A 26,408-nucleotide genomic window follows, 5' to 3' on the forward strand; every position below is an offset into this window, starting at 1 on the left:
CAGGATGTTATACTGTTGTTGTATGCCAGATATCTGGCATAAGCAGTGCTCCTTCTTCACTCTTGCCGCTCACCGCCAATCGCAGTATCCTTATCCCACGTCTGCAAAATCAGGCGTCGGGCTTGACCTCCTGAAATCCTTCATCGACGACACAAAGGCGCGTCAGCGTTTTTTTTGTGTCGTGCGCACGGCTACACCTCAATGGCGGGCCGGGCGGGGGCGTCGCAAGACGCGCCGGTGTCGATGAGGCCGGTAAGGTCAACCCCGTCCGGTTCCGCCACCCGTGAGATTGACCTCTCCGTTGGCGGTAATAAACATTACTCATCGGAGGTTGCCCTATGGCTACAATCCTCACCCCTGACTGCGATTTACTCGATTTATTATCCGTTCCCTTTAACGCTGCCACGGACTTCACCGTCCTTGCCGACTACTGCGCCCGCTTCGCCGAAACCCTGATAGAAACCGACGATCCGGCGCTGCGACTGGCGCTCTGCGGACGGCTTCACGCCTGCCTTGCGTTGCTGCAACCCACACTACACGACCCCATCCCGCCGCATCTTACCGAAAGCCTGACCGTTGATACCCTTCCCGCTACACCACAACACTTCGACCCCGAACCTGACTCGTTGTGCGAATACTGCCTCGCGCTGCTCCAGCTTCTGCTGGAACGCCCGGCGGAGGTAAAAACAGAGCAAACCCTGACCGGGCTGCTGTGTGAACTGGTCTGGTACTTTACCGAGGGGCTGAAAGCGCCACGCTGGCTGCGTACCGCCGATGGTGTGAAATTTATCAGTGAGGCGACTGCATGATGCAACAGGACTGGCATCCTGCCGATATTATTGCAGGACTAAGAAAAAAGGGAATGTCACTGGCGGCGCTTTCACGTCAGGCGGGGCTGGCGTCAGCCACACTCGCCAATGCGCTGTCCCGCTCGTGGCCGCGTGGCGAAAAAATCATCGCTGATGCGCTGGAAATATCACCGGAAGTTATCTGGCCCTCCAGATACTTCGATGACAATGGAAATCGCACAGAAAGAGTAATGCGAAAACGCGCCTGATTACAGGTATCAATGACTGAACTATCAGGAACATTGATACGTGGTATCTCCCGGTGTGTGATCAGTCTCTGGCTGATTGCGCACAGGGAGATGATTACAGCACAGATTCTGCGCTGTATTTCTATTCCCCGCCCAACAAATAATCCTTCGCAACGAAAAAACAGTGTTCCCTTATCGCCATCACCGCCGCGCTGTAGGTTTTCTCCTGCTCAAAATGCTTCATGGCCTGAAAGAAGCGCCTGATGTATCAGGATGGTCGCCCTTGTACGACAGGACCTTTGAAAACTGTCGGATCTGTCAACAGACAGATTAAGGCTTTCATCACACTTCGTTACACTAAGGAAATCACAATGGATCTGACTGATAATTGTACATTGCAGAGTATGGATGTTATATTTAAATATAATTTCTGGAGGTGCCCTATGTATACCACACGTCTGAAAAAAGTTGGCGGCTCGGTCATGCTGGCCGTCCCGCCTGCGGTGCTGAAAACGCTGGCCCTGATGCCGGACAGCGAAGTCGGCGTGACCGTTGACAACGGCTGCCTGATTATCGAACCTCAAAAACGCCCCCGCTATTCACTGGCTGAACTGCTGGCGCAGTACGATCCACATGCCGAAATGAGCGATGAAGAGCGGGAATGGATTGACGCGCCTGCCGCAGGGAAGGAGATCCTGTAAATGGACAGAGGGGAAATCTGGCTTGTTTCACTTGATCCTACCGCCGGACACGAGCAAAGCGGAAAGCGCCCGGTGCTTGTTATTTCTCCGGCCTCGTTTAATGAGGTAACACGTTTACCCATCGTTGTTCCGGTAACCAGTGGCGGACAATTTGCCCGTAACGCGGGTTTTGCAGTTTCGCTGGAGGGAGCTGGCACGAAAACGACGGGGATCATACGTTGCGATCAGCCCAGAACTATTGATATGGGAGCCAGGAACGGCAAAAGGCTGGAGCGCATCCCTGACAGTATCATTAATGAGGTACTGGCAAGGCTGGAAACCATCCTGACATGATGATTTTTATGCTAACTGATTGAGGGCGCTGCTACAGCACCCTCGTTTATTGGGCCTCTCTGTAGAACAAACTTTCAAACCCAAAAACAGTTTTTCCTTCCTGCACCAGAAATAATGGCGCAGTCTCCCGCCTGCAATAAACTGCCTCCGGGCAGTCCCTTTGACGCTTCACGCCTGAAAGAAGCGCCTGGCATCGCCAGCATGGCACCCTTTACCGGCGTTGATCTCTGCAAACGCCGGAGACGCAAGACATCCGCGTCTGAGACTGAAGGACATACACACCGGACGGCTTCACCGTCACCACATTGTTCAACGCCTTCACGGGCTGGCCCTCTGACTTTGCCGGAAGCCTCCGGCTGCTTCATATCCTGCTGACGACCAGCGCCCTCACATGACGGGCTGCGGCCTGCATTGCCGTCAGGCTTTGCAGTCGCGTGACCGTCACCCTGCACCAGAACGCAACGTTTACGCCCTGCACCAGACGAGGCGTCACTTTGGCAGCGTCAGCGAAAAAGCAAAGTGACGCCGCACAACATACCGCCGCAAGCCGCGCCAGTTCTGGCCTGCGCCCTGTTTCCGCCGCCTGACATGCCCTTTCGGGCCGCTGTCAGTTCAGAGTAAGAGGAGAAAAAGATCGATACCGAGGGGGGCACGACGCCCCGGAGACACCCCTGCTTCGTCAGGCAGTCTGTACCGCGTACAGCCTGAAACTCCCTAAACCTCAACAGACTGCCACTCCGGCGTGAAGGTATCGTTCTGGCGCAGCCAAAAAGCACACGCCGGAGACTGTTTGTTTTTGTTGCAGGGGGTCGTTATGAGTAAATTAAGCAGTGAAATGAAGGCGCTGGCGAAGAAAGCGGGCGGCAGCTTCAGAACGGTGGATTACCGTATCCATGCCACGAAGCGGTTCAGTCAGCATTTGCGCGAACTGAATATCCAGATCCAGCGGGTGGAGCAGATCAAAGTTCGTCATATCGAATGCTACATTGAGGAGCGGCTGGAGCAGGATATTGGTCTGCGCACGCTGCAAAACGAAATGGCGGCGCTGCGATCCGTGCTGAGACAGGCGGGACGCAGGCAGGTGGTGGAGCACCCGCGCCTGACCAATAAGGCGCTGGGGCTGTCAGGCGCTTCGCGCAACGGCACGCGCCGCGCCATTACGCCGGAACATTATGAAAAAGTGATGGAGAACGCCCGTGCGCAGGACGCGGGGCTGGCGGCAGCGGTGGAGATTGCACGGCTGATGGGATTACGCTCGCAGGAAGCGGTACAGAGTTCACAGTCGCTGAAAACATGGCTGAAAACCATTGAACGCGGAGAAACCCGGCTGAAAGTGGTGTTCGGCACCAAGGGCGGGCGTCCCCGCTATACAACGATCCTGGACGCTGGCGCAGTCAGAAAGGCGGTGGAAAACGCATTACCGATCGCCAGACAGCGCAATGGCAGGCTGATCGACAAACCTGACCTCAAAACGGCGCTGGATCACTGGCACAAACAGGCCATTAAGGTGGGGCTGAAGGGGGAATTTTCCCCGCACTCGCTGCGCTATGCGTGGGCGCAGGACGCGATCCGCCATTATCTGGCGCAGGGATTCAGCGAGAAGGAATCGCTGGCGCTGACGGCAACGGATCTGGGCCACGGTGACGGGCGCGGACGCTGGGTGAAACAGGTGTACGGCTATCGCTGGAAGGAGGAATGACGGATTTCATGAATGTCGCAAAATAATGCCGTTACTGCGTAACGACAGCGATCAGTCTGGCGCAGGGACCGGATGAAATAAAATAACCGGATACCTGTCGTTACCGTGTAACAATATGATGAGAATATTGTTACTGTATGGCGAGAAAATAACAACAGTTCAGATTTTCCTGCTGAACCAATGTAGCTCGCCGGAATATTATAGTGATTACCCTGTAATCACTCGAAACGATCCCGATTAATAACAGGTGGTTCAATCGTTTTTACCGATACCACAGGACTGGAAAAATTTGAAAATGTAAATTCACCGGGGAATCACATTAATTCTGGCGCAGGATTATATCTGAATAATTCTCTCTGTGTTTTCCTGCATCCTGTGACATATATTGTATAATCACAGAATGTCTCATGACTTTATAAAAATGCTGCGACGGTTTTTGATACCATAACCTGCTGCATATAAATTAACAATCTTAGGTGCTTCATGTTATTTTTTGCACTTAGTGCCGTTATTTTGTGGTGAAATACAATCTGGTGCAGATAGTCCAGGTGTATTTCCGGATAAACTGGTTGCGCCAGAAAGAGAAAGGGCTATAAAAGGCTAAGGGGGCGATAAGGGTAACAGCGCCTGACCGGAAAGGGCCGAAAATCAAAGGGCCAGAAACTGGCGCAGTCCTGAATAGGTAGAGCGGCGGGACGCTGGCGCAGATAGCAGATTATCCGGGACGGGTGCAGATTATTTTGTCTCTATATAGCTGGTGCAGTGATAATGTGTATCAGGAAAGATTGTCCGGTATTTTATGGCGTATTTTTTGGGGATGTATTAAGTGGTAATTCCGTGAAAATATCGATTATTGATAGCTTTTCATCTTCTGTGATTTGCGGGCAAATCACAGAAGGTAGTTATCTATCAATAATGTATTTATTAATAGGCAATCGACTGAAAATATTCTACTGGAATAATTTCCGGTACTTACCTATTGATAAGTGGTTTATTGATTGGTTTTCACCCAAAATTATTTGGGGCCAAATATTTTTAGATACTTTCCGATTGATAATAACAAAAAAAACGGCAATACCTCTCAATACAAAAAAGCAGATCCCGGTCAATCAGGATCTGCTTTTCCATTTTAATCATTTACGCTATTTCTGATTCAGGCCGCCTTATGTTGTCGCGCATAAATATACGGCGCAACATACCCTTCACGACATACATCCAGATAATCCGACCACCACTGCATCATGGCCTTTCTGGCCTCCAGATGCTCCGCCTTATGCACGTATGCCGCCCGCACGCTGTTACGTTCCTGGTGGCTCATTTGTCGTTCCACCGTATCGCGTGACCAGAGATCCGACTCCACCAGGGCGCTACAGGCCATTGCCCGGAGTCCATGCCCGCAGATTTCGGTTTTGGTGTCATATCCCATCAGGCGCAGCGCCCGGTTGGTGGTGTTTTCACTCATTGGCTTGTAGGGATCGTGATCGCCAGGAAACACCAGATCCAGATGGCCGGAAAGTTCCTGTATCTGTTTCAGAATGGCAATCGCCTGGCGGGAGAGCGGCACGATATGCGGAGTACGCATTTTTGCACCGCGACCTGAAAAACGCACTTTATCTATCGCTTCGCGGGTGGCGGGGATGGTCCAGATTTTGTGCCTGAAATCGATCTCGCTCCAGCGGGCAAAGCGCAGTTCACTGGAACGGATGAACAGGTGCAGCGTCAGCACCACCGCCAGCCGGGTTAACTCGCGACCCTGCTGGTAGTCGCCGATACGGTCAAGCAGTTCAGGCAACCGCTCCAGCGGTAACGCGGGGTAGTGATTTTTTACGGGTGAGGCGACAACGCCATCCAGATGCTGCGCCGGGTTGCTTTCGGTCAGTCCCTGCTGAACGGCATAACGCATGATGTTGCTGAGTTGCTGCCGCGTACGGGACGCGACTTCCAGAAAGCCCTTATCCTCGATAACCCGCAACAGGGCCGTGAAATCCTGCGTTTTAAGCGTGGCAACGGACAGGTGACCAATCGCCGGGAGGATATGGTTTTCCATACTGGCGAGAATGCGGGCGGCATAATCAGCCGACCATTTTTTGTTGGTTTTGTGCCAGGCCAGCGCCACCGCCTTAAAGCACTTTTCAGGAGAGCAGGCCGTTTTTTCTGCCATGCGCTGCTGCGCCGGGTTGATGTTCTGCGCCAGCAACTTGCGGATACCGTCGCGCTGCTGCCTGGCTTCCGCCAGTGAGACAAGCGGATATGCACCGAGACTGACTCTGGATTCTTTGCCGCTAAAGCGATATTTGAGATACCAGATGCGTGAACCGCCCGGATTGACGAGCAGATACAGACCATGAGAGTCGGAGAGTTTTACCGGACGGGAAGAAGGTTTTAACTTGCGGATTTTAGAATCGTTTAAAGACATTTGGGGGTCACTCCAGAATCGAACCAAACTGACCCCAGATCTGACCACCAAATTATCCCGATGCGGAGAGAAAATCAGATACGCACCGAGAAGGATTTTCACGCTAACTTACTGAATCATAAACAGATAGAGATGTACAGATAAGCATGAAAACTAGAATTTGGCTCCTCTGACTGGATGCGATATTTGATATATCATGTTGAATTTTAATTAATTTATTTCTTTTAATTAAAATGGGGCCCTTATTAAGGCCCCAAGCGTCAGAGATAATTTGAAATGTGAAATCGATCACATCTTTCTCAGAATTTAAAACCAGATTGAGTGGCTTCATTTTGTCTGGCATTACATACAGATGCGCGATTAATCGTTTCCAAGAAACTTTCCTTTGAGGATATAGCTTCGTCGAGAATACCTAACCTGAACAATGATACATACAGCGCAGCAGAGTAAGCTTGGCAATTTATTGAACGTTCAGGATTAAATTCGATATCTGTAAAAGCATTGTATTCAACAATCTGCTCTGCCAGTTCAGTTCGTTTTCTGAGAGCGCTAATGTAAAGCCAGTCGTAAAAAGCTGTTAGTGGTTCCAATTCCCATTCTATGCCAAAAAATTTGAACCCAGTGAGTCTTCCCGAGGTTAAGAGGCGCTTGTCCTTCTTGGCCTCGCGCGATGTCATCTCAAATATGTCAGTATAAGGCCCGCCTCTCTGGAAGACTTTACTTCCTTGGAATGCACATTCAATAGTCAACGTTCTCTGATGTTTTAAAGTGGTGAACGAAAGATTAAAAGCACTTAATGCAATGCCAAGATCATCATGGGATTTACTTGAAATTTCGAGAATCTTGCCAGGATTTGGCAATATGCTCTTAGCTGCTTCGTGTAAGGAGTCTACGGATCTTTGCTTCTGTTTCACTGACATCCCTGCGAACCAAGTAAAGTCAACTGACTCAGTTTTAACATAGAGTTGCTTTTCACCAGTGGGAATGTAAACAGGTCTTTGTGCCATTAAACTACCTTACATATGAGCGAGATGCGAAGTATCCTGAGCCAGAACGATTAACTAATATTTGTCTATTGCCGAGAACGTGTTGATATGAATTTTTTGTTAATTCATTGTTAAAAATAACAGCAAAAATGAACTGTGGTTCTATAATACCAAAGGATAGCACTTCTGCTTGTCCATCTGTAGGGTCAAAATTACTCAATCTCTGTTCCTGCCGAGACTCCAAACCGTCAATTTCCGCAAACATGCCTTCAAATGCTTCAAGAGTTTTTAGTTGAGCTAATGATTGGACACTGATCCGTGCGTCTGCTGCATTATGACAACAATAAGCACAATCATTGCGCCAAAGGATAGATGGATGAATGCCCAAAACAACCCACTCAACACCAGGATTGTCCATTCTATATCGATAGAACATTCGATAATTAGGAAATGCAATCGAAAGAGAGGTGCTGTCCCTATGCCCATCAAGTCTTAATTCATCATTAATCTCTGGAGTTATGTTTCGATCACCTGCACCAGTAACAGGTACAAGGCCATGTTCCATAATACTGGGTAAATTAACAACTCGAGTAAAATGGACCAAAAAAGGAATTTGTAGTGTTTCTGCTTTTAGACGTATTTGTTCACGATGCATTTTAACCTAACCTTATGAGTAAATAATGGTATTTATGCAAAATTATCTTATGTCCAAAAAACACAAAATGATTTACATCAATTAAACATTTTCTTAATCCATAAGGCATAGGCCAAACGTCCTAGCCAGTATCGTTATCTATCTTGAATAAAAAATTACATGTCTTGATTTTTCTCTTTCAACGTTCTTCCTTTTGATGTTCAGTTAGTAGTTAAACGGTACCAGTAATAGGGGTTATTGTTCTTTTATATGCCCATACACCTGTGCCACATACCGCCCACGCCCATCTCCATGCCCCAGATCCATCGCCACCATTGCCAGCGCTTCTTTCCTACTTAACCCCTGCGCCAGATAGTGACGAATGGCATCCTGCGCCCACGCATAACGCAGCGAATGTGGAGAATATGTGCCAGTCAGACCAATACGCGCCGCCTGGTTGTGCCAGTAATCCATCGCGCTTTTCAGATCCGGCTTGTCGATCAGCCGGTCATGACAGCTTTCTGCAACAGCTAAGGCATTGTCCAGTGCTTTTTTAACTGCATTAGCATCCAAAATTACCGTTTCGCGGGGCCGCCCGCCTTTAGTGCCGAAAACCACCATCAGGCGCGTGTCACCGCGTTCAACGGCTTGTTTCCACGTTTTCAATGATTGAGCGCTTTGTACCGCTTCCTGCGAGCGCAAACCCATCAATCGTGCCAGTTCCAGTGCTGCCGACAGTCCCGGATCTTTCATTTGTGCAGCCTCCAGCATATGGCGGTAATGATCTGGCGTAATAGCCTGCCGCGTACCGTTGCGCGATGCAGCAGACAGCCCCAGTGATTTATTAGTTAGCCGCTCATGTTCTGCCACTTGCTTACGCCCGGCCTGTTGAAGTACGGCACGCAGCGAGGCCATTTCATTTTGCAGCGTGCGTTTACCGATCCCCTGCGCCAGTCTTTCATGAATGTAGTTTTCAATGTGGCGAACCTTGATCTGCGCCACTCGCTGGATCTGGATGTTCAACGCCCGTAAATGCTGGTCAAAACGTTGCACGATATGAATGCGATCGTTCACTGTTTTATGGCTCCCACCACAGTGCTTTGCCAGCGCCTTCGTTTCACCGCCCAACTTACCCATACATACCCCTCTGATTTGAAAAAACAAATAGTCTCCGGCGTATGCTTTTTGGCTGCGCCAGAACGATACCTTCACGCCGGAGTGGCAGTTTGTTGAGGTATAGGGAGTTTCAGGCTGTACGCGGTACAGACTGCCTGCCGGAGCAGGAATTCTCCGGGGCATCATGCCCCCCTCGGTATCGATCTTTTTCTCCTCTTTCTTGCTGACAGCGGCCCCAAAAAGGCGTGTCAGATTCGGGAATGAGCGCCGGAACCCCGAAAACAGGGGCATAGCGCGGTGTGGTGGTTGTGCGTCACTTTGCTTTTTCGCTGACGCGATCAAAGTGACGCCTCGTCTGGTGCAGGGCGTAAACGTTGCGTTTCTGGTGCAGGATGACGGTCACGCGGCAGCAAAGCCTGACGGCAATGCAGGCCGCAGCCCGTCATGTAAGGGTGCTGGTTGTCAGCAGGTTATGAGTCAGCCGGGAAAACTCCGGCAAAGGTAAACCGTTCAGCCAGTGAAGGCCGTTGTCGTTAAGTGATGACGACAGAATCGTCCGGGGTGCAGGATGACGGCCACGCGGCAGCAAAGCCTGACGGCAATGCATGCCGCAGCCCGTCAATGTAAAGGGCGCTGTCAGCCAGCAGGGTATGAGTTCACCGGGAAATTTCCGGCAAAAATAAGCCATTCAGCCAGTAAAGGCCGTTGCCGTTAAGCGATGACGATGGAGCCGTCCGGTGTATAAACTTCAGTCTCAGACGCGAGGGATTGGCGTCTCCGGCGTTTTCAGAGATCAACGCCAGTAAGGGCTGGTCATCCTGTAAACAGGCGCCTCTTTCAGACCATGAAGCATGGGCGTTGTCTACGACAACTATGATGCAAAAGGGAGATTACACCGTTATTTCTGACGCAGAAAGGGGAATTTGTGAATGGCACACTGCCGCGCTTCGCTTGTCGTCTCCCGGAGTGCGATCAGCCACTGGCTGACCACACACCGGGAGATTCGATGTGACGGTATCAGTATTCCTGATCGTTCAGCCATTCATCTCTGCTATCAGGCTCATTGTTTTCGCATGATCCTTTCTATGCGGTGGCCTTCTCCGTCGAAGTATCTGGAAGGCCAGATAATTTCTGGTGATATTTCCAGCGCATCGGCAATGAGTTTTTCTCCACGCGGCCACGGACGGCTGATGGCGTTTGCCAGCGTGGAAGAACTTAACCCTGCTTTGCGTGAGAGTGCCGCCATTGATGTTCCCTTTTTTCTTAATCCCGCGAAAATATCGGCAGGGTGCCAGTCTGGTTGCATCATGCCGTCACCCCGCTGATCGCCTGCACGCCATCGGCGGTGCGTATCCAGTGCGGGGCTTTCAGACCGTCGGCAAAATACCAGACCAGATCGCACAACAGCCCGGTCAGCGTCGTTTCGGTTTCCGGCAGCAGCGAGCGCCCGTTCAGTACCTGCGTCAGCGCGAGACAGTAATCACAGAGCAGATCGGCATCAGGGGCAAAATCGGGTGAAATATCGGGGAGCGTGTCCACAGTAAAGCGTTCGATCAGATGCGGCGGGATCGGCTCGCCCAGCGTGGGGCGCAGTAGCGCAAGGCAGGCGTTAAGCCTGCCGCAGAGCGCCATTTTCAGCGCCGGATCGTGGCATTCAAGCAGGTTTTCAGCAAAGCGATCACAATAATTCGCCAGATCGGTGAAATCAGTGGCGGCGTTGAAAGGAACAGACAGTAAATCATTGTCAGGGGTGAGGATTGTAGCCATAGGGCTGCCTCCAGTAAGTGATTGTCTAAACCACCACCGAAGAGACCAATCTTGCGGGTGGTGGAACCGGACGGAGTTGGTCTTACCAGCCTTACTGGACACTGGCGCGTCTTGCGACGCCCCCGCCCGGCCCACCATTGAGATGTGACCGATTGGACAACATAAAAAAGCGCAATGCGCGCTATATGTCGCCAGTAAGGTTTATATTCAGGAGACCAATCCCGGCACCTGATTATGCAGGTGCGGGCAAAAGATACAGCGATAAGTCATTAACGGCAAGGGGATTTACTGGAAGGCAGATCGCAGGAAATAAAAAACCCCGCTGGTGAGGCAGGGTTCTTTATTTTTCGTCCTCAGGCTGCGGATGGCGACCTGAGCGGCGTTGCGCGACAATACAATCCTAGCAGAATAAGTTTAACCCGCTTTGTTTCCCGTTGCAAACAAACGCTCCCGGTCTTTTAATGCCAGACGCTGGGTTTATCACGTTTCAGGCCAGACCGATTTCAAGCCCTGACTGCCGGACGGGTGGTGCCGCAGGCAGTGCCCCGGTCTGGAGCGTGATAATACAATCCTAGCAGATGTGATCCTGCACCGACAGGCAGTGTAAGGGTAAGATGCAGGCGTTGCGCTCCTTTCAAAAGGAGAGCGGATGGACACGTTGACGCATAAGCTGATTGTGCTCATCGCCGTACTGGAGCTTTTACTGGCTCTGCTGCGGCTGATTGATCTGTTGAAATAATTCTCAGATTGAAACGCACCAAAGGGGAAACACCGGTTTCCCCTTTAATAAATACGCTGTTTGATTACGACGCCTGTTTCAGGCGGCGGGCATACTGGTAAGCCGAGACATACTCGCCATTATTTGCATCAAGATAATCTGACCACCACTGCATCATCTCGATCCGTTCCTCCAGATATTCAGCCTTGTGGATATAAGCCGCACGCACGCTGTTTCTTTCCTGGTGGCTCATCTGCTTTTCAATGGCTTCTTTGCTCCACAACCCCGACTCACTGAGCGCACTGCACGCCATCGCCCGGAAACCATGCCCACAGACATCTTTTTTAGTGTCATAGCCCATTACGCGCAGCGCCTTATTCACGGTGTTGTCGCTCATGCACTTGTCCTGGTCGTACTCGCCGGGGAAAATAAAGGGCAGATGCCCGGAGAGGGCTTCGATCTGTTTGAGGATCGCAATCGCCTGATCCGACAGCGGCACAATATGCTGAATTTTCATTTTCGTACCACGATAAGAGAAGCGCACGTTTTCGATCTGCTCGCGTTCTTCCGGGATCACCCACAGTTTTTGCTGCCAGTCGATTTCACTCCAGCGGGCAAAGCGCAGTTCGCTGGAGCGCACAAAAAACATCAGCGACAGCTTAAGGGCGTATTTTGTCAGCAGCCTGCCGCAGTAGCTGTCCGTGCGGGTTAAAAGCTCAGGCAGTTTGTCCAGCGACAGAGCCGGATAGTGATTCTTTTCTGGCGCGGCAAACTCACCGTCCAGATACAGCGCCGGGTTCGCTTTGAGCAGTTTCTTTTTCATCGCGTAGTGCATGATATCGGTGACGTAGTTTTTCAGCCGCACGGTGATTTCCAGAAAGCCTTTGCTCTCCACTTTGCGCAGTGTGAATAACAAATCCTCCGTTTCGATTTCCTCGATAAGGCGATCCCCGATATCCGGGAAAACATACATTTCCAGCCTGCGCATAACCGTTTTCGCGTAATGCTCAGACCAGCGTTTGTGCTCGCCATGCCAGTTAGTGGCGATCTGGCTGAACGTCTGCCCGTTTTTCCGCTTCTGCTTCTCCGTCTGCTTCACCGCAGCAGGATCGACGCCTGCATGAATGTTATTGCGTGCTGCTTCGCGCAGGCGGCGAGCCTGCAACAGGGAGATCTCCGGGTAGGGGCCAAAGGCCAGTTTTTTCTCTTTCCCGTCGATGCGGTACTTCATGTACCAGAGTTTTGAGCCATTAGGTTTGATTAACAGGTACAGTCCAGAACTGTCTGTCATTTTGAAGGGTTTGTCAGAAGATTTAGTCTTGCGAATAGCGGTGTCTGTTAATGCCATAGCGTGGGGGCTCCGTTTGCTCACCGAACCGTGAGGCCCCTGATTAGGCCCCCAAAAACTATGGATTTCAAGAAACCCGGCAGCCTCTTGCGAGACAACCGGGTAAAGATAAGTTCTTGTTTTTTAACTATCTTGAGACTTATAGAGATGTCTCAAAACTAAAATCTGGCTCCTCTGACTGGACTCGAACCAGTGACATACGGATTAACAGTCCGCCGTTCTACCGACTGAACTACAGAGGAATCGTGAGAACGAGGCGAATATTACTTAGCAGCGCAGCGAGTGTCAACACTAAAATTCGCAAGCCATTTCAATCGGTTAATTAAGCAACAAAATTTATATTTAATGAACATTTGGTACTGAACAGGAGTCTGGCCCATTGGCATTTCGTAGCCGTTGTAATGGATCCTGTTTATAAAATTGGCAGAAGCGTTGCCACAGCGAAGGGAAGCGTGGCGCAAAAAGCTCGGGTGCACTAAAAAAGTATTCGGAAAGCACGGCAAAACATTCTGCTGGGTCACTGGCAGCATAAGCATCGATGCTGGAGGCATTTTCGCCCACTAACTCAATTTCTTCCTGAATGTTATCCATCGCAGCATGAAGATCGTGTTCCCATCCAGCGACCTCACGTAAAGAAATAAAGGGAACCCCACTGGCGCGATCGCCATTTCGTGTATCCAGTTTATGTGCAACTTCGTGGATAATCAGATTAAAGCCCGAGGCATCGAAAGAATCTTGTATATCGAGCCAGTTCAGCACAATTGGGCCCTGCTGCCAGCTTTGTCCTGATTGAACGATACGCTGATTATGCACCAGCCCTATATCGTCTTCCCATTCATCGTCTACCACAAATGGCGCAGGATAAATTAGCACTTCATGAAAACCATCCAGCCATTCCAGTCCAAGCTCCAGGACAGGCAAGCAGAAAAGTAAGGCGATGCGACTACTTTTCAATGCATCAAGTTCAAATCCTTGTAGCGGAACCAGTCTTTTTTGCTGCAAAAAACGTTCGGCAAGAGTGACTAGTTTGCTTTGCTCCTGCTCTGTCAGACATGTCAAAAGAGGTATCGCCAGAGCTTCCTTCCATGGGAGCGTATGTTCATGATCTGTTTCTTGTACTTTCCAGGGCCACTTAATCATCGTTTTGCTCGCAAACTCGTCACTTGAACAAAATTGCACGGACAGGGACTGTTAAAATGCCAAATTTCCTGGCATCATGGCAACCATCTGAACGGAGAGATGCCGGAGCGGCTGAACGGACCGGTCTCGAAAACCGGAGTAGGGGCAACTCTACCGGGGGTTCAAATCCCCCTCTCTCCGCCAATCATTCAAGCAATTAGCTCGCCTGGTGTCAGTGACACAAATCCCATTAGGAAAATTCAAAAAAATCCATCAGAGAAAAATAGTGTCAGACGAGTATGCGTTGTGGCTTTAGCATTCACATTTTTCTGTCCAACGCGGTTATGATATGCAACTGAACTCATAATTATGTATCGTTTCCAGCATATTACAGTCCCCCCCTTCCGGACCTTCATCCTCAGTTTCTGACATAAAAACATTTGCAGATGCTTTCTGTCGCGGTAGTCTCATTAGGCTCGTTTATAGATCGACGGCAATGTGAGTTACCTTTTCCATACTAATTATAAAAAGACAGTACAAACAGGATCACTATGGACTCCACGCTCATCTCCACGCGTCCCGATGAAGGAACGCTTTCGTTAAGTCGCGCCCGACGCGCTGCGTTAGGCAGTTTCGCGGGTGCCGTCGTCGACTGGTATGATTTTTTACTCTATGGCATTACCGCCGCATTAGTGTTTAATCGCGAGTTTTTCCCGCAGGTAAGCCCTGCAATGGGAACGCTCGCCGCATTTGCCACCTTTGGTGTCGGTTTCCTTTTCCGTCCGCTCGGTGGTGTCATTTTCGGCCATTTTGGCGACCGCCTGGGGCGTAAGCGCATGTTGATGCTTACCGTCTGGATGATGGGCATCGCCACTGCATTGATCGGCATTCTCCCTTCGTTCTCAACTATTGGCTGGTGGGCACCAATTTTACTGGTGATGCTGCGAGCTATTCAGGGATTTGCTGTTGGCGGCGAATGGGGAGGCGCTGCGCTGCTGTCCGTTGAGAGCGCGCCCAACAACAAAAAAGCCTTTTACAGTAGCGGCGTCCAGGTTGGTTACGGAGTAGGGTTACTCCTTTCAACCGGACTGGTTTCACTGATCAGTATGCTGACAACTGACGAGCAATTTTTAAGCTGGGGTTGGCGCATTCCTTTCCTGTTTAGCATCGTACTGGTGCTGGGTGCATTGTGGGTGCGCAATGGCATGGAGGAGTCCTCTGAATTTGAACAACAGCAGCATAATCAAGCGGCAGTGCAAAAACGCATCCCGGTTATCGAAGCTCTGTTACGGCATCCCGGCGCTTTCCTTAAGATTATTGCGCTGCGACTGTGCGAGTTGCTGACGATGTATATCGTTACCGCCTTTGCACTTAACTATTCGACCCAGAATATGGGGCTGCCGCGCGAATTGTTCCTCAATATTGGTTTGCTGGTGGGGGGATTAAGCTGCCTGACAATTCCCTGTTTTGCCTGGCTTGCTGACCGCTTTGGCCGCCGCAAGGTTTATATTACAGGTGCATTAATCGGGACATTAAGCGCATTTCCGTTCTTCATGGCGCTTGAAGCTCAGTCCATTTTCTGGATAGTTTTCTTCTCCATTATGCTGGCGAATATTGCACATGACATGGTGGTTTGTGTGCAACAACCGATGTTCACCGAGATGTTTGGTGCCAGTTATCGCTATAGCGGCGCTGGCGTCGGATATCAGGTTGCCAGCGTGGTAGGCGGCGGATTTACACCTTTTATTGCCGCCGCTCTCATTACTTATTTTGCTGGAGACTGGCATAGTGTCGCCATTTATTTGCTGGCAGGCTGCCTGATTTCCGCAATAACCGCTCTGTTGATGAAAGACAATCAACGCACTTGATAGCCTGGCGAAGATCGTCCGATCTTCGCCTTACACTTTTGTTTCACATTCCTGTGACATACTATCGGAAGTGCGGTAATTGTATGGAACAGGAGAGACATATGAATAATAAGGGCTCCGGTCTGACCCCAGCTCAGGCACTGAATGAACTTGAAGCGCTGTATGAGCAATCTGTAGTCGCTTTACGCAACGCCATTGGCAAATATATTAAAAGTGGCGAATTGCCTGATGAAAACGCCCGAAAACACGGTCTTTTTGTCTATCCATCATTGACCGTGACCTGGGACGGTAGCGCAACAAACCCTCCCAAAACACGCGCGTTTGGTCGTTTTACTCACGCTGGCAGCTACACCACCACCATCACCCGCCCTGCTCTCTTTCGTTCATATCTTAATGAACAATTAACTCTGCTGTACCAGGATTATGGTGCCCATATTTCCGTGCAACCGTCAGAGCATGAAATTCCTTATCCGTATGTCATCGACGGCTCAGAGCTGACGCTTGATCGCTCAATGAGCGCTGGATTAACTCGCTATTTCCCGACAACCGAACTGGCACAAATTGGCGATGAAACGGCAGACGGCATTTATCATCCAACGGAATTCTCCCCGCTATCGCATTTTGATGCACGCCGGGTAGATTTTTCCCTCGCACGGTTACGCCATTATACGGGTACGCCAGTCGAACATTTTCAGCCGTTCGTCTTGTTTACCAACTACACACGTTATGTGGATGAATTCGTACGTTGGGGATGCAGCCAGATCCTTGATCCTGATAGCCCCTACATTGCCCTTTCTTGTGCCGGCGGGAACTGGATCACCGCTGAAACCGAAGCACCTGAAGAGGCAGTTTCCGATCTTGCATGGAAGAAACACCAGATGCCCGCATGGCATTTAATCACTGCCGATGGCCAGGGTATTACTCTGGTGAATATTGGCGTGGGGCCGTCAAATGCCAAAACTATCTGCGATCATCTGGCGGTGCTACGCCCGGATGTCTGGTTGATGATTGGTCACTGTGGAGGATTACGTGAAAGCCAGGCTATAGGAGATTACGTACTTGCGCATGCTTATTTACGCGATGACCACGTTCTTGATGCGGTTCTGCCCCCCGATATTCCTATTCCGAGTATTGCTGAAGTGCAACGTGCACTTTACGACGCCACCAAACTCGTCAGCGGCAGGCCGGGTGAAGAAGTTAAACAGCGGCTACGTACTGGAACTGTAGTAACCACTGATGACAGGAACTGGGAGTTACGCTACTCAGCTTCTGCACTTCGTTTTAATTTAAGTCGGGCCGTGGCGATTGATATGGAAAGTGCCACCATTGCAGCACAAGGATATCGTTTCCGCGTACCCTACGGGACGCTACTGTGTGTTTCAGATAAACCGTTGCATGGTGAGATTAAACTTCCCGGTCAGGCTAACCGTTTTTATGAAGGCGCAATTTCCGAGCACCTGCAAATTGGCATTCGGGCGATAGACTTACTGCGCGCAGAAGGCGACCGACTACATTCGCGTAAACTGCGAACCTTTAATGAACCACCGTTCCGATAATGAGTTCAGATCCTTTGCGTCATGAAAAGATGCGAAGGATTTGATTAAGTAACAAAGCAAAAAGCCCGCTATAAAAGCGGGCTTTTCAGAAATTTGGCTCCTCTGACTGGACTCGAACCAGTGACATACGGATTAACAGTCCGCCGTTCTACCGACTGAACTACAGAGGAATCGCGAGAACGGGGCGAATATTAACGATGCCCATCCACAATGTCAAAGCCTGTTTTTTAATTTTGAATCGTTTGCTGAAATAATCTGCGTTTTGTCGTTTATTCCGACACATCTGGCTTTTATTCATACTATTTATGCTCGGGACGAGGGTATTTCCATAGCCATCGCCCTGTAACCATTCGCCAGTAAAACAGCACAGCCCGCACGGCCCAGTCGGCAAACATCCCCATCCAGACCCCAACCACACCCCAGCCAAGCATGATTCCCAGCACATAACCGACTACTACCCGGCATCCCCACATACTTAACATAGAAACCCACATGGCGTAGCGTGCATCTCGAGCGCCTTTAAAACCGGCGGGCAGTACCCAGGAGGCAGACCAAATCGGCATAAATAAAGCATTCAACCAAATAAGAATCACAACGACATGTTTAACCTGCGGATCCTGGGTATAAAACGACGCCATAATCCCGGCAAAGGGGGCTGTTAACCAGGCTATTGCCGTTAATCCTATAGTGGACAGCCAGAACACATGCCTCAATTGAATTTCTGCTTGCGCTCTCTGCCCTACCCCCAACCTTCGACCCGTAATGATTGTAGAAGCAGATCCAAGTGCACTTCCTGGTAAATTGATAAGAGCTGCAATCGAAAAAGCGATAAAATTCCCGGCAATAACACTCGTCCCCATCCCGGCAACAAACATTTGTGTTAATAACCGCCCACTGGTAAATAATACGGATTCCACACTTGCTGGAATACCAATCCCCATGACTTCCCAGATAATGCTGAAATTCAATGGCTTAAAATAGCTTTTTAACGAGATCCGTAACGCAGGATTAAAACCAATCGCCAGAACCCACAAAATGGCGACAGTGCCAATATAACGGGAAATAGTTAATCCCAGTCCTGCCCCGACAAACCCCAACCCCTGCCATGAGAAAAGACCGTAAATCAATATGCCGCTAATAATGATATTAAGGATATTCAGACTACCATTTATAAGAAGCGGTATTTTCGTATTCCCTGCACCGCGAAGTGCTCCGCTGCCAATCAAGGTGATAGCCGCCGCAGGATAACTGATGACTGTCAGTTCCAGATAAGTCAGCGCCAGTGCTTTCACCTGTGTCGTGGCCTCACCTGCAACAAAATCGATAATTTGCTCACCAAAATGATGAATAAGCGCTGCCAACAGTACGGCAAACAATGTCATGATCACCAATGACTGCCGCGTCGCTACCCTCGCTCGCCGTCGATCACGCTTACCGAGGCTAAATGCCACAACGACTGTAGTACCAAGGTCGATAGCTGCAAAAAAAGCCATAACGACCATATTGAAACTGTCCGCCAACCCAACGCCTGCCATTGCATCTTTTCCCAGCCAACTGACCAGAAATGTGCTCAGTACGCCCATCAACAGGACACAGGCATTCTCCATAAAGATAGGAACAGCAAGTGGAGTTATCTCACGCCAGAACAACACTTTGTAGCTCTTACGTTTTGCGTGCCAGCGAGTGCCGTGAACAACCTGGCGTAAAGCTGAGGAGATATTCAAAACTGACCTTAATTGCAGAAAGTGAAACCACATTTCAAATAATGAGGGAGAATCAGCAAAGCTGCAAAGATTTTCGCCAGCAAATTGTCTGCAAATGCAACAAACTGTTGATAGAAACGGCAAACGGTTGAGAAATTTAAAAATCAGGTTTGACAAAAAATTTTTCGCCGTTAAGATGTGCCTCAACAGCGATTCCTCTGTAGTTCAGTCGGTAGAACGGCGGACTGTTAATCCGTATGTCACTGGTTCGAGTCCAGTCAGAGGAGCCAGATTTCTGAAAAGCCCGTTTTATAGCGGGCTTTTTGTTATATCTGATAATCAATTTCCTCTTCACTGTTTTCCATCACCTGTTGCTTAATATCCTCAACCGACAGTCCTGCGTTGCACAGTTCCAGAAAACGCCAGACATAGTTACGCTGTAATTGTCCTCGTTTTAGCCCCAACCAGACGGTATTAGCATCAAAAAGATGGCGCGTTTCCAGACGGATTAAATTTTCTTCCTCTTGTTCGCCACTGGATTGCTCGGCTACTATTCCAATCCCCAGACCAAGAGCGACGTAGGTTTTGATGACATCAGAATCCTGCGCACTCAATACAATATCTGCCAGCAAACCTTTGCGGACAAATGCGTCATCAATACGCGAGCGGCCTGTAATTCCCTGCCGGTAAGTGATCAACGGCCACTTCGCTATTGATTCCAGCGTCAATGGCGTAATTTTGGTTAAGGGGTGATTAACTGGAACGAGCAAACTATGATGCCAACGAAACCATGGGAAGGCGACGAGTTGCAGATCATTGCTCAGACGCTCACTGGCGATGCCAATATCAGCCTCGCCATTTTGCAGCAACGTCGCAATTTCCTGTGGTGTCCCCTGGATAAGCTCAAGCCGCACTTCCGGGAAAAGTTCGCGAAAGGCTTTAATAACCTCCGGCAAGCTGTAGCGTGCCTGGGTATGCGTCGTTGCGATAGTGAGAACGCCAGATGTATTGTTGGTAAAAAGATCGGCAAGTCGACGAACATTACTGGCTTCATTCAAAATGCGTTCTGCAATGACCAGCAATGCTTTGCCCGGTTCAGTCATACCAAGCAGCCGCTTGCCCCGACGAACGAATATTTCTATTCCAAGCTCATCCTCCAGCTCTCGAATATGACGGCTAACGCCTGACTGTGAGGTAAAAAGCATATTCGCAACCTCTGTCAGGTTGTAATCCTGACGCGCAGCCTCGCGGATTATCTTTAGTTGTTGGAAATTCACGGTAAACTCCGGGCAGATCAGACATTCCGCTATTGTTAAAGTCTAACGCCCGGCATAACAAATAATAAAAACCCGCATCTTATTCCATCCAGATATAACGTTTAGCTAACCAATTGCCATTGTCTTTTTTCCATGACTGGAGAACTAATCACTGACAATAACAGTTCTTTCACTGCCTGCGCCTGCGGCGACAGGTTTGCTCTGGCGGGTATATTCAATGACAAGGAGAGACTCATTGACGGCGTGGTAATACGTGACATCCAACCGTTAACTGCGCCACATAACGAGTACGCGGCCGATTCGGGTAATACTGCAACCCCCATGCCGCTGGCGATCGCTGCGGTAAGCGTAGCGATAGACTCAATTTCACCGATGACTTTTGCCGTGAGTCGCCGTAGAGAAAATGCCTCATCAACGCGGAGTCTCACGGCACTGTAATCGCCGGGAAGAAAGAGGTTCATTTGCGCTATAGCATTAACATCAACGCTTTGCCCTGGGCAATTCTGAGTTCCGACAAGAAAAAGATCTTCTTTTAACAAAGCCTGGCTGGATACGCCTACCACAGGGGAATGCTCGTAAATTACCGCCATATCAAGCTGACAATTTATAAGTTTATCGTTAAGAACAGCGCCACTATTTTCATGTAAAGAGATAACCACTTCCGGAAATTCGGCACGTACCGCCTGTAATAAGGGCATGGTGATCGCCGACGCAGCAGTTCCTGGCGCAAAGCCAATCGAAACTTGACCCGATAATGTCTGACCTACGTTATGTACCGCCAGTTGGGCCTGTTCACACTGACGCAAAATGGCCCGCGCATGCGCATAGAGTATTTTTCCGGCATCTGTTGGGGTAACGCCACGTTTAGTGCGAATCAAAAGTTGTTGGTCCAGCTCGCCTTCCAGTGTGGCGACCTGCTGACTGAGCGCAGGCTGCGCGATATGCAACACTTCGGCAGCCTGGGTCAGGCTACCAATATCTACAATTTTTACGAAGTATTTCAGGCGTCTGAAGTTCATGTTGCCTCCGGTTTTTAAGAATCGGCCCAAGTGCCGCCATTACTTACAACCAGATTGCAAAATGCTTGCCAGTTTTATTTTGTCGTTGATGCGCAAGCTAACCGCCTGTCAAATAAGAGATTATGATAGTTTCGTCATTTGCTCTTGTTATCAGAAAAAGCGTTCCCTGCCCCATGACAGAAGGGTATGCACCACGATGGTTCATTACCCAAAAGATTGAAAGCTCACCACTTTGTTGAAATTGGCAGCAAACAAACTAAAAAATGCATTTCCCCCTTTGACATCCCCATGCACTGCCATTAATATGCGCCCCGTTCACACGATTCCTCTGTAGTTCAGTCGGTAGAACGGCGGACTGTTAATCCGTATGTCACTGGTTCGAGTCCAGTCAGAGGAGCCAGATTTTAGTCTTGAGACATCTCTATGAGTCTTAAGATGTTTAAAAACAAGAAATTATATTTACCCGGTTGTTTCAAAAGAAACCACCGGGTTTTTTGATGTCCATGGTTTTTGGGGGCTTCACGGTTCAGCGAGCAAAAGGAGCCCCCACGCTATAGCATTAACAGACACAGCTATTCGCAAGACTAAATCCTCTGACAACCCCTTCAAAATGACAGACAGTTCCGGACTGTACCTATTGGTCAAACATAATGGTTCAAAACACTGGTACATGAAGTACCGTATCGACGGCAAAGAGAAAAAGTTAGCCTTTGTCCCCTGATCACGCTGCGTAAGGTGTATCGGTTTTGTCAAAGTACCTGACGCTCGTGGATATGTATTTGTCGGGATAATCAGTCAATACACGGTTCTGTTACCCCTGTCAGGAAATCGATAAATTTTCTGACCTTTAACGGTAGAAAGCGCTTATATGGATAGATAATCATAAAGGGTCGGGAGGTGCCGCCAAAGCCAGGCAATAGCTCAATCAACTCTCCGCGCTTTAACTCATCCTCGACGCTAAATCGGTAAACCTGCATCACACCTGCGCTGTTTTTAACTAACGTCAGGGTCGCAAGATAATCTTCCCGACAGACTAACCGCCCGCTGGTTTCAATTCTGAATTCCCGTTTTTTTTCCATAAACGACCAGGGGGCAGGACGGCCATTGCCCGGAAGGATGTACTGAATGCAGTTGTGATGCGCCAAATCGGTGGGAGTGGTCGGGGCCGGATGATTTCGCAGATATGACGGCGTCGCGACAACAATAAGTTCAGCATCTTCCAGGCGGCGCGCAACCAGACCAGAGTCGAGCAGTTCGCTGCCGCGAATGGCCAGATCAAATTTGTCTTCAGAGAAATCAATATTCTGATCGCTCACTTCCAGATTCACTGTCAGCTCAGGATAAAGGGCGCAAAATTCAGACAACCGTGGCAGCAGGCGAAAGTGCGCGTAAAGCGAGGGAGCGCTGATACTGAGAGTGCCAACAGGAATCTGCTGTTGATCAGATATTTTTTCCTCTGCCTCCACGAACTGGTTCAGCGCCCTGCGGCAATCCAGATAGTAACGCTGGCCGATGTCTGTCGGACGCATGCTGCGTGTTGTTCTAATAAATAATCGTGTTTGCAGCCGTTTCTCCAGTCTGGCGACAGAGCGGCTGACGGCGGCTGGCGTTACACCTGCCGCCGCTGCGGCGGCAGTAAAGCTACCAGTTTCAACTGTCAGGCAAAATAGTTCGATACTGCCCAACTGGAGATCGTCAAAATAGCGCCGCACACTGCTTCCTCATTTATTACATTATGTATTAATTAAAATTCATTAAGCCCTGTTTTTCAACTTCTGGGTATGAATTAACGTTCATGTCACGCAACTAACTTCCTGAAAGAGGACATAACATGAACAGAACGAAAACGGTTATTGTGACGGGCGCATCAAGTGGTCTGGGTTTAGCGATTGCACAGGCCTTTTTGGCCAGGAATTATAATGTTGTCGCGAACGCTCGATCACTTCAGCGATTGCAAAACATGGCTGATGGTCTGGGCAACCCGCGTAATTTGCTGCTAGTGCCGGGTGATATCTCACTCCCTGAAACGGCAGCCAACTTATTCACCCTGTCTGAGAAGCACTTCGGGCAGGTCGATATTCTGGTCAACAATGCGGGTATTTTTATTGCAAAACCCGTTACTGACTATACGCCCCAGGACGTCGTTTCCATGACAGACACTAATCTTAAGGGCTTCTTCTATCCGGCGCAGGCTGCGGCACGCCACATGTCACAGCGTGGTTCAGGGCATATCATTACCATCACGGCGTCAATCGCGATGCAGCCTAACCGTAAAATCCCGGCATTGTTACCCGTGCTGATTAAAGGTGGGTTGAATCAGGCGATCCGCGGGCTAGCGCTGGAACTGGCGCCGCATAATATTATGGTTAATGGCGTTGCGCCCGGCGTCATCGCGACTCCTATGCATGAGTCGGATGAACAGAGTCTGGAGTTTTTAAAGGGGCTGGCTCCGACTGAACGGATTGGGCACCCCCAGGATATCGTTGATGCGGTGCTTTATCTGGCCGACTCTACTTTTGTCACAGGAACAGTGCTGACGGTAGATGGTGGTGCCAGCGCAGGTGTCTGGTAAGGAGAGTGTACGATGTCTTATGTCAATATCAAGGTCACCAGGGAAGGCGTCAGCGCTGAACATAAACGACTGCTGATTGAAGCCATTAGCCCGCTGATGATACTGATTACATTCGGTGTCATCCTTTGCGTCATAGGCTGCCGTAAATTTTCCTGATAAAATTCAGTCCAGTCTGTCAGTACTGACCGGGCGTTCTATCTGGAAAACTCGTCTTTATGTTCACCGAACCAAGCGTTTTCCAATGTAAAAATAAACCTCTTCCTCTGGCACAGGGCTGCTGTTGCAGCCCTGACAACCTTAGACTTCAATCGACTCCGAGATCTCTAACGCATCATCGACCTCAATTCCCAGATAACGGACTGTGCTCTCCAGTTTCTTATGACCTAACAGAAGTTGGATCACCCGAAGATTCTTAATTTTCTTGTAGATTAGGTAATGTTTTGTTCTTCTTATGGAATGTGTGCTGTAAAGCGAATCGTCGAGAACAAGCTTTGCTACTCCCCCATGAAAAATTCGGTTGTATTGACGGGTTGATATGTGCTGGTTAGTACCAACACGAGATCGGAACAAGAAGTCTTTACTGTGCAAGTTGCCAAGCTTTATCAATGCAGCAACAGCTTCTCTTATCCCTTTGGTTATCTCGAATTGCACAGGGCTACCGGTTTTCTGTTGCAACACCGTTGCTCTGCTTGAAACAGAGCTACCATATGCAACATCAGATACTTTGAGTCTGACCAGATCACAGCCCCGAAGCTTACTGTCCAGGGCCATATTGAACAGAGCTAAATCGCGCGTTTTACCTTCCAGTTCAAGTCGGATTCGGATACCCCAGATATGAGATATCTGAAGTGGTCTTTTTTAGCCTATGATACGGTCTTTGTTCCACGGTGACGTGTTCATATTCAAATCTCTGAGTTCAAGAACTCTTTCTTAACAACGAAAGGCCATAAAATGAATATCGAAGCATTTGCTTTTGGCACCACTAACTGGGGTGAAGTCGAAAAAACAGAACATCCAGGGGAAACAGGCATGGCCTACTGGCGCACACAATTTTTTGGTCACAAGCCAAACCAAATCCGTGTGCGAATGGTTGAATATACCCCAGGTTACCTTGCGGATCATTGGTGCAGTAAAGGTCATGTCCTTTTATGCCTGGAGGGTGAACTCGAAACACTACTCGCAGATGGCCGCAAATTCACTTTAACTGCGGGGATGAGTTATCAGGTTGGTGATAACGCAGAATCACATCAGTCCAGAACGGAGACAGGAGCAAAACTCTTTATCGTGGACTGACGGATTCATCGTTGTTGCGATTGTGACGTCCGATTCCAGCTGTGAGTTCAACTGATAGACGCAACACACTTATTGAACCGTTCTGCGGGTGATTCATAGTCTAGCGTTTTTCTCAGCCTCTCGTTGAGCTGTCTGGCAACACTGTTTAGTCTTTGTTGGCTGTGAACTGATAAGTCAGTTCCTTTTGGAAAATACTGTCTGAGTAATCTGTTTGTATTTTCATTTGAGCCGCATCCAACCAGAAGAGCCAGATTCAAAAAAGCCTGCTTTCGAGCAGGTTTTTTGCTTTCTACGTAACAACTATTTTAAAACATCTGCCTCGCCCCAGAATTAACTTGCACTGGCATTCCTGAACGACGCTGCAAGGCTGCGTTTGCGCGATTTACATCAACTTCTTGTCCGTTGATAAACGCCTGCAATGAAGGAGTTACCGGCAGTGGCACTTTTCTGTCGGACTCATATTCCGCCCGATTGCGCGACAACGGTTCATGAACTTCCAGCCACTTTGAGCCATCCAGTTCCGTTGTATATTTCACCGGCTGATCGATAATTTGCACGCGCGTCCCGACTGGAACATTATCGAATAAATACTTTATGTCATCTTTGCGCAGACGAATACAGCCCTGGCTCACCCGTAAGCCAATGCCAAAATTGGCATTAGTACCATGGATGGCATAAAGCCGACCAATATAGATGGCATAAAGCCCCATAGGATTATCGGGTCCAGCGGGGACAAATGCTGGCAGGCTCTCCCCACGTTTCGCATATTCGCGGCGAGTATTAGGGGTTGGCGTCCAGGTCGGCGCTTCTTGTTTGCGTTCAACGGCTGTCACCCAATTGCGCGGCGTTTCACGCCCGGCCTGACCGATGCCGATAGGAAAAACTTCCACAGTATTACTGTCTGGCGGGTAGTAATAAAGACGCATCTCGGCGACGTTAACTACAATCCCTTTACGAACAGTGGCGGGCAAAATCAATTGCTGCGGAATGGTGAGTTGCGAGCCAGACTTCGGCAAAAAAACGTCAACTCCCGGATTCGCTTCCAGCATATTACTCAGCCCTTGCCCGTACTGCGCAGCAAAGGTTTCAAGCGGCTGGGTATTGCGATCGGGAACCGTAACCGTAAGAGGCTGCCCAACTAAACGGCTACCCTCTGGAGGGAGTGGATAAGTTACCGCCAGGCTATTATGGCTGGCAAAAAGCAGAACAAATGAGCAAAGAATATTTACACGACGCATCATGTCCCT

24 protein-coding genes, 5 tRNA genes and 2 pseudogenes are annotated in these 26,408 nt (G+C 49.4%); 14 read left to right on the top strand and 17 right to left on the bottom strand.

The annotated features are described in order from the left end of the window. The first annotated feature begins 338 nt into the window (after positions 1–338). The 5 genes from H9644_RS05360 to H9644_RS05380 all read left to right on the top strand — a co-directional run bounded on the left by H9644_RS05360 (position 339) and on the right by H9644_RS05380 (position 3,769). Entirely contained in the window at positions 339–809 is a 471-nt protein-coding gene (locus tag H9644_RS05360; RefSeq protein ID WP_191773611.1) for a hypothetical protein, read from the top strand. After that, the gene (locus H9644_RS05365; protein ID WP_191773613.1) at positions 806–1,057 is read left to right on the top strand and encodes a helix-turn-helix domain-containing protein; all 252 of its coding nucleotides are present in this window, start codon (positions 806–808) and stop codon (positions 1,055–1,057) included. The genes H9644_RS05360 and H9644_RS05365 overlap by 4 nt, the downstream gene beginning before the upstream one ends. 422 nt (positions 1,058–1,479) lie before the next feature. Then, a complete protein-coding gene (locus H9644_RS05370; RefSeq protein ID WP_064529376.1) occupies positions 1,480–1,737 on the top strand; it encodes an AbrB/MazE/SpoVT family DNA-binding domain-containing protein in 258 nt (85 codons plus the stop codon). After that, positions 1,738–2,070 (top strand): type II toxin-antitoxin system PemK/MazF family toxin, encoded by a 333-nt coding sequence (locus H9644_RS05375; protein WP_191773615.1) that lies wholly within the window; start codon positions 1,738–1,740, stop codon positions 2,068–2,070. It begins immediately after the preceding gene. A gap of 814 nt (positions 2,071–2,884) precedes the next feature. Beyond that, positions 2,885–3,769, top strand: a complete 885-nt coding sequence (locus H9644_RS05380; RefSeq protein WP_191773617.1) for an integrase domain-containing protein — start codon at positions 2,885–2,887, stop codon at positions 3,767–3,769. Positions 3,770–4,922: 1,153 nt separating this feature from the next. Here H9644_RS05380 and H9644_RS05385 read toward each other — a convergent pair. The 9 genes from H9644_RS05385 to mtfA form a co-directional block, all read right to left on the bottom strand. Continuing rightward, a complete protein-coding gene (locus H9644_RS05385) occupies positions 4,923–6,185 on the bottom strand; it encodes a tyrosine-type recombinase/integrase (RefSeq protein WP_064529379.1) in 1,263 nt (420 codons plus the stop codon). Positions 6,186–6,484: 299 nt separating this feature from the next. After that, positions 6,485–7,192, bottom strand: coding sequence for a DarT1-associated NADAR antitoxin family protein (locus H9644_RS05390; protein ID WP_058821674.1), 708 nt, complete (start codon positions 7,190–7,192; stop codon positions 6,485–6,487). Between the two features lie 4 nt (positions 7,193–7,196). Then, positions 7,197–7,826 carry a DarT ssDNA thymidine ADP-ribosyltransferase family protein gene (locus H9644_RS05395; protein ID WP_134947454.1) on the bottom strand — a complete coding sequence of 210 codons (630 nt, stop codon included), beginning with the start codon at positions 7,824–7,826 and terminating at the stop codon, positions 7,197–7,199. Positions 7,827–8,060: 234 nt separating this feature from the next. Next, entirely contained in the window at positions 8,061–8,942 is an 882-nt protein-coding gene (locus H9644_RS05400) for an integrase domain-containing protein (RefSeq protein ID WP_191773620.1), read from the bottom strand. A 1,039-nt stretch (positions 8,943–9,981) separates the two neighbouring features. Further along, positions 9,982–10,230, bottom strand: coding sequence for a helix-turn-helix domain-containing protein (locus H9644_RS05405; RefSeq protein WP_191773622.1), 249 nt, complete (start codon positions 10,228–10,230; stop codon positions 9,982–9,984). Continuing rightward, complete coding sequence (locus H9644_RS05410) at positions 10,227–10,688, bottom strand: hypothetical protein (RefSeq protein ID WP_191773624.1); 462 nt, start codon at positions 10,686–10,688, stop codon at positions 10,227–10,229. Before H9644_RS05410 ends, H9644_RS05405 begins: the two co-directional genes overlap by 4 nt. Positions 10,689–11,491: 803 nt before the next feature. After that, complete coding sequence (locus H9644_RS05415) at positions 11,492–12,754, bottom strand: tyrosine-type recombinase/integrase (protein WP_191773626.1); 1,263 nt, start codon at positions 12,752–12,754, stop codon at positions 11,492–11,494. A gap of 166 nt (positions 12,755–12,920) precedes the next feature. Next, a tRNA-Asn gene (locus H9644_RS05420) sits at positions 12,921–12,996 on the bottom strand. 100 nt (positions 12,997–13,096) lie between these two features. Continuing rightward, entirely contained in the window at positions 13,097–13,894 is a 798-nt protein-coding gene (mtfA, locus tag H9644_RS05425) for a DgsA anti-repressor MtfA (RefSeq protein ID WP_064529465.1), read from the bottom strand. Positions 13,895–13,987: 93 nt separating this feature from the next. Between mtfA and H9644_RS05430 the strand changes: the two genes are divergently transcribed. The 3 genes from H9644_RS05430 to amn all read left to right on the top strand — a co-directional run bounded on the left by H9644_RS05430 (position 13,988) and on the right by amn (position 17,297). Beyond that, a tRNA-Ser gene (locus H9644_RS05430) sits at positions 13,988–14,077 on the top strand. 347 nt (positions 14,078–14,424) lie between these two features. Continuing rightward, on the top strand, positions 14,425–15,741 hold the full coding sequence (shiA, locus tag H9644_RS05435; RefSeq protein ID WP_191773628.1) for a shikimate transporter: 1,317 nt from the start codon (positions 14,425–14,427) through the stop codon (positions 15,739–15,741). Between the two features lie 101 nt (positions 15,742–15,842). Continuing rightward, positions 15,843–17,297, top strand: a complete 1,455-nt coding sequence (amn, locus tag H9644_RS05440) for an AMP nucleosidase (RefSeq protein WP_064529381.1) — start codon at positions 15,843–15,845, stop codon at positions 17,295–17,297. Positions 17,298–17,391: 94 nt separating this feature from the next. Here the strand turns inward: amn and H9644_RS05445 are convergent. Then, a tRNA-Asn gene (locus tag H9644_RS05445) sits at positions 17,392–17,467 on the bottom strand. 129 nt (positions 17,468–17,596) lie between these two features. Continuing rightward, complete coding sequence (gene yeeO, locus H9644_RS05450; protein WP_318240974.1) at positions 17,597–19,054, bottom strand: toxic metabolite efflux MATE transporter YeeO; 1,458 nt, start codon at positions 19,052–19,054, stop codon at positions 17,597–17,599. A gap of 160 nt (positions 19,055–19,214) precedes the next feature. Here yeeO and H9644_RS05455 point away from each other — a divergent pair. After that, positions 19,215–19,290 (top strand) — tRNA-Asn (locus tag H9644_RS05455). A 36-nt stretch (positions 19,291–19,326) separates the two neighbouring features. Here H9644_RS05455 and cbl read toward each other — a convergent pair. Further along, the gene (cbl, locus tag H9644_RS05460) at positions 19,327–20,277 is read right to left on the bottom strand and encodes an HTH-type transcriptional regulator Cbl (protein WP_064529382.1); all 951 of its coding nucleotides are present in this window, start codon (positions 20,275–20,277) and stop codon (positions 19,327–19,329) included. 101 nt (positions 20,278–20,378) lie between these two features. Continuing rightward, positions 20,379–21,296, bottom strand: a complete 918-nt coding sequence (gene nac / locus H9644_RS05465; RefSeq protein WP_064529383.1) for a nitrogen assimilation transcriptional regulator NAC — start codon at positions 21,294–21,296, stop codon at positions 20,379–20,381. A 324-nt stretch (positions 21,297–21,620) separates the two neighbouring features. Between nac and H9644_RS05470 the strand changes: the two genes are divergently transcribed. Next, positions 21,621–21,696: transfer RNA gene (locus H9644_RS05470), tRNA-Asn, on the top strand. A gap of 153 nt (positions 21,697–21,849) precedes the next feature. Continuing rightward, a pseudogene (locus tag H9644_RS05475) lies at positions 21,850–22,014 on the top strand (Arm DNA-binding domain-containing protein); the annotation flags it as partial. Positions 22,015–22,087: 73 nt separating this feature from the next. Here the strand turns inward: H9644_RS05475 and H9644_RS05480 are convergent. Beyond that, a complete protein-coding gene (locus H9644_RS05480) occupies positions 22,088–23,008 on the bottom strand; it encodes a LysR family transcriptional regulator (protein WP_064529384.1) in 921 nt (306 codons plus the stop codon). Positions 23,009–23,127: 119 nt separating this feature from the next. On the opposite strand from H9644_RS05480, the gene H9644_RS05485 reads away from it, so the two are divergent. Together H9644_RS05485 and H9644_RS05490 are read left to right on the top strand one after the other, a co-directional pair. Continuing rightward, the gene (locus H9644_RS05485) at positions 23,128–23,868 is read left to right on the top strand and encodes an SDR family NAD(P)-dependent oxidoreductase (protein ID WP_064529385.1); all 741 of its coding nucleotides are present in this window, start codon (positions 23,128–23,130) and stop codon (positions 23,866–23,868) included. Between the two features lie 12 nt (positions 23,869–23,880). Then, positions 23,881–24,024, top strand: a complete 144-nt coding sequence (locus tag H9644_RS05490) for a tautomerase family protein (protein ID WP_404825843.1) — start codon at positions 23,881–23,883, stop codon at positions 24,022–24,024. Between the two features lie 141 nt (positions 24,025–24,165). Here H9644_RS05490 and H9644_RS05495 read toward each other — a convergent pair whose 3' ends face one another. Then, complete coding sequence (locus H9644_RS05495; RefSeq protein ID WP_225567258.1) at positions 24,166–24,711, bottom strand: tyrosine-type recombinase/integrase; 546 nt, start codon at positions 24,709–24,711, stop codon at positions 24,166–24,168. A 108-nt stretch (positions 24,712–24,819) separates the two neighbouring features. On the opposite strand from H9644_RS05495, the gene H9644_RS05500 reads away from it, so the two are divergent. Then, positions 24,820–25,161: a DHCW motif cupin fold protein gene (locus tag H9644_RS05500; RefSeq protein ID WP_064529386.1), complete on the top strand. Its 342-nt coding sequence runs from the start codon at positions 24,820–24,822 to the stop codon at positions 25,159–25,161. Positions 25,162–25,208: 47 nt separating this feature from the next. Here the strand turns inward: H9644_RS05500 and H9644_RS05505 are convergent. Together H9644_RS05505 and ldtA are read right to left on the bottom strand one after the other, a co-directional pair. Then, positions 25,209–25,391: pseudogene (locus H9644_RS05505) on the bottom strand (transposase); the annotation flags it as partial. Positions 25,392–25,466: 75 nt separating this feature from the next. Further along, positions 25,467–26,402 carry a L,D-transpeptidase gene (gene ldtA / locus H9644_RS05510; protein ID WP_074399582.1) on the bottom strand — a complete coding sequence of 312 codons (936 nt, stop codon included), beginning with the start codon at positions 26,400–26,402 and terminating at the stop codon, positions 25,467–25,469. Positions 26,403–26,408 lie beyond the last annotated feature (6 nt).

Source organism: Escherichia whittamii (assembly GCF_014836715.1).
GTDB lineage: Bacteria > Pseudomonadota > Gammaproteobacteria > Enterobacterales > Enterobacteriaceae > Escherichia > Escherichia whittamii.

What these genes read in the sequence shown, in the direction of transcription:
- H9644_RS05415 (WP_191773626.1), bottom strand. Translation starts at nt 12,754, where the DNA reads ATGGCATTAACAGACACCGCTATTCGCAAGACTAAATCTTCTGACAAA.
- H9644_RS05400 (WP_191773620.1), bottom strand. Translation starts at nt 8,942, where the DNA reads ATGGGTAAGTTGGGCGGTGAAACGAAGGCGCTGGCAAAGCACTGTGGT.
- H9644_RS05390 (WP_058821674.1), bottom strand. Translation starts at nt 7,192, where the DNA reads ATGGCACAAAGACCTGTTTACATTCCCACTGGTGAAAAGCAACTCTAT.
- yeeO (WP_318240974.1), bottom strand. Translation starts at nt 19,054, where the DNA reads ATGTGGTTTCACTTTCTGCAATTAAGGTCAGTTTTGAATATCTCCTCA.
- H9644_RS05500 (WP_064529386.1), top strand. Translation starts at nt 24,820, where the DNA reads ATGAATATCGAAGCATTTGCTTTTGGCACCACTAACTGGGGTGAAGTC.
- H9644_RS05405 (WP_191773622.1), bottom strand. Translation starts at nt 10,230, where the DNA reads ATGATGCAACCAGACTGGCACCCTGCCGATATTTTCGCGGGATTAAGA.
- H9644_RS05395 (WP_134947454.1), bottom strand. Translation starts at nt 7,826, where the DNA reads ATGCATCGTGAACAAATACGTCTAAAAGCAGAAACACTACAAATTCCT.
- H9644_RS05360 (WP_191773611.1), top strand. Translation starts at nt 339, where the DNA reads ATGGCTACAATCCTCACCCCTGACTGCGATTTACTCGATTTATTATCC.
- nac (WP_064529383.1), bottom strand. Translation starts at nt 21,296, where the DNA reads ATGAACTTCAGACGCCTGAAATACTTCGTAAAAATTGTAGATATTGGT.
- H9644_RS05490 (WP_404825843.1), top strand. Translation starts at nt 23,881, where the DNA reads ATGTCTTATGTCAATATCAAGGTCACCAGGGAAGGCGTCAGCGCTGAA.
- H9644_RS05375 (WP_191773615.1), top strand. Translation starts at nt 1,738, where the DNA reads ATGGACAGAGGGGAAATCTGGCTTGTTTCACTTGATCCTACCGCCGGA.
- H9644_RS05485 (WP_064529385.1), top strand. Translation starts at nt 23,128, where the DNA reads ATGAACAGAACGAAAACGGTTATTGTGACGGGCGCATCAAGTGGTCTG.
- H9644_RS05380 (WP_191773617.1), top strand. Translation starts at nt 2,885, where the DNA reads ATGAGTAAATTAAGCAGTGAAATGAAGGCGCTGGCGAAGAAAGCGGGC.
- H9644_RS05370 (WP_064529376.1), top strand. Translation starts at nt 1,480, where the DNA reads ATGTATACCACACGTCTGAAAAAAGTTGGCGGCTCGGTCATGCTGGCC.
- mtfA (WP_064529465.1), bottom strand. Translation starts at nt 13,894, where the DNA reads ATGATTAAGTGGCCCTGGAAAGTACAAGAAACAGATCATGAACATACG.
- H9644_RS05365 (WP_191773613.1), top strand. Translation starts at nt 806, where the DNA reads ATGATGCAACAGGACTGGCATCCTGCCGATATTATTGCAGGACTAAGA.
- ldtA (WP_074399582.1), bottom strand. Translation starts at nt 26,402, where the DNA reads ATGATGCGTCGTGTAAATATTCTTTGCTCATTTGTTCTGCTTTTTGCC.
- shiA (WP_191773628.1), top strand. Translation starts at nt 14,425, where the DNA reads ATGGACTCCACGCTCATCTCCACGCGTCCCGATGAAGGAACGCTTTCG.
- H9644_RS05410 (WP_191773624.1), bottom strand. Translation starts at nt 10,688, where the DNA reads ATGGCTACAATCCTCACCCCTGACAATGATTTACTGTCTGTTCCTTTC.
- H9644_RS05385 (WP_064529379.1), bottom strand. Translation starts at nt 6,185, where the DNA reads ATGTCTTTAAACGATTCTAAAATCCGCAAGTTAAAACCTTCTTCCCGT.
- amn (WP_064529381.1), top strand. Translation starts at nt 15,843, where the DNA reads ATGAATAATAAGGGCTCCGGTCTGACCCCAGCTCAGGCACTGAATGAA.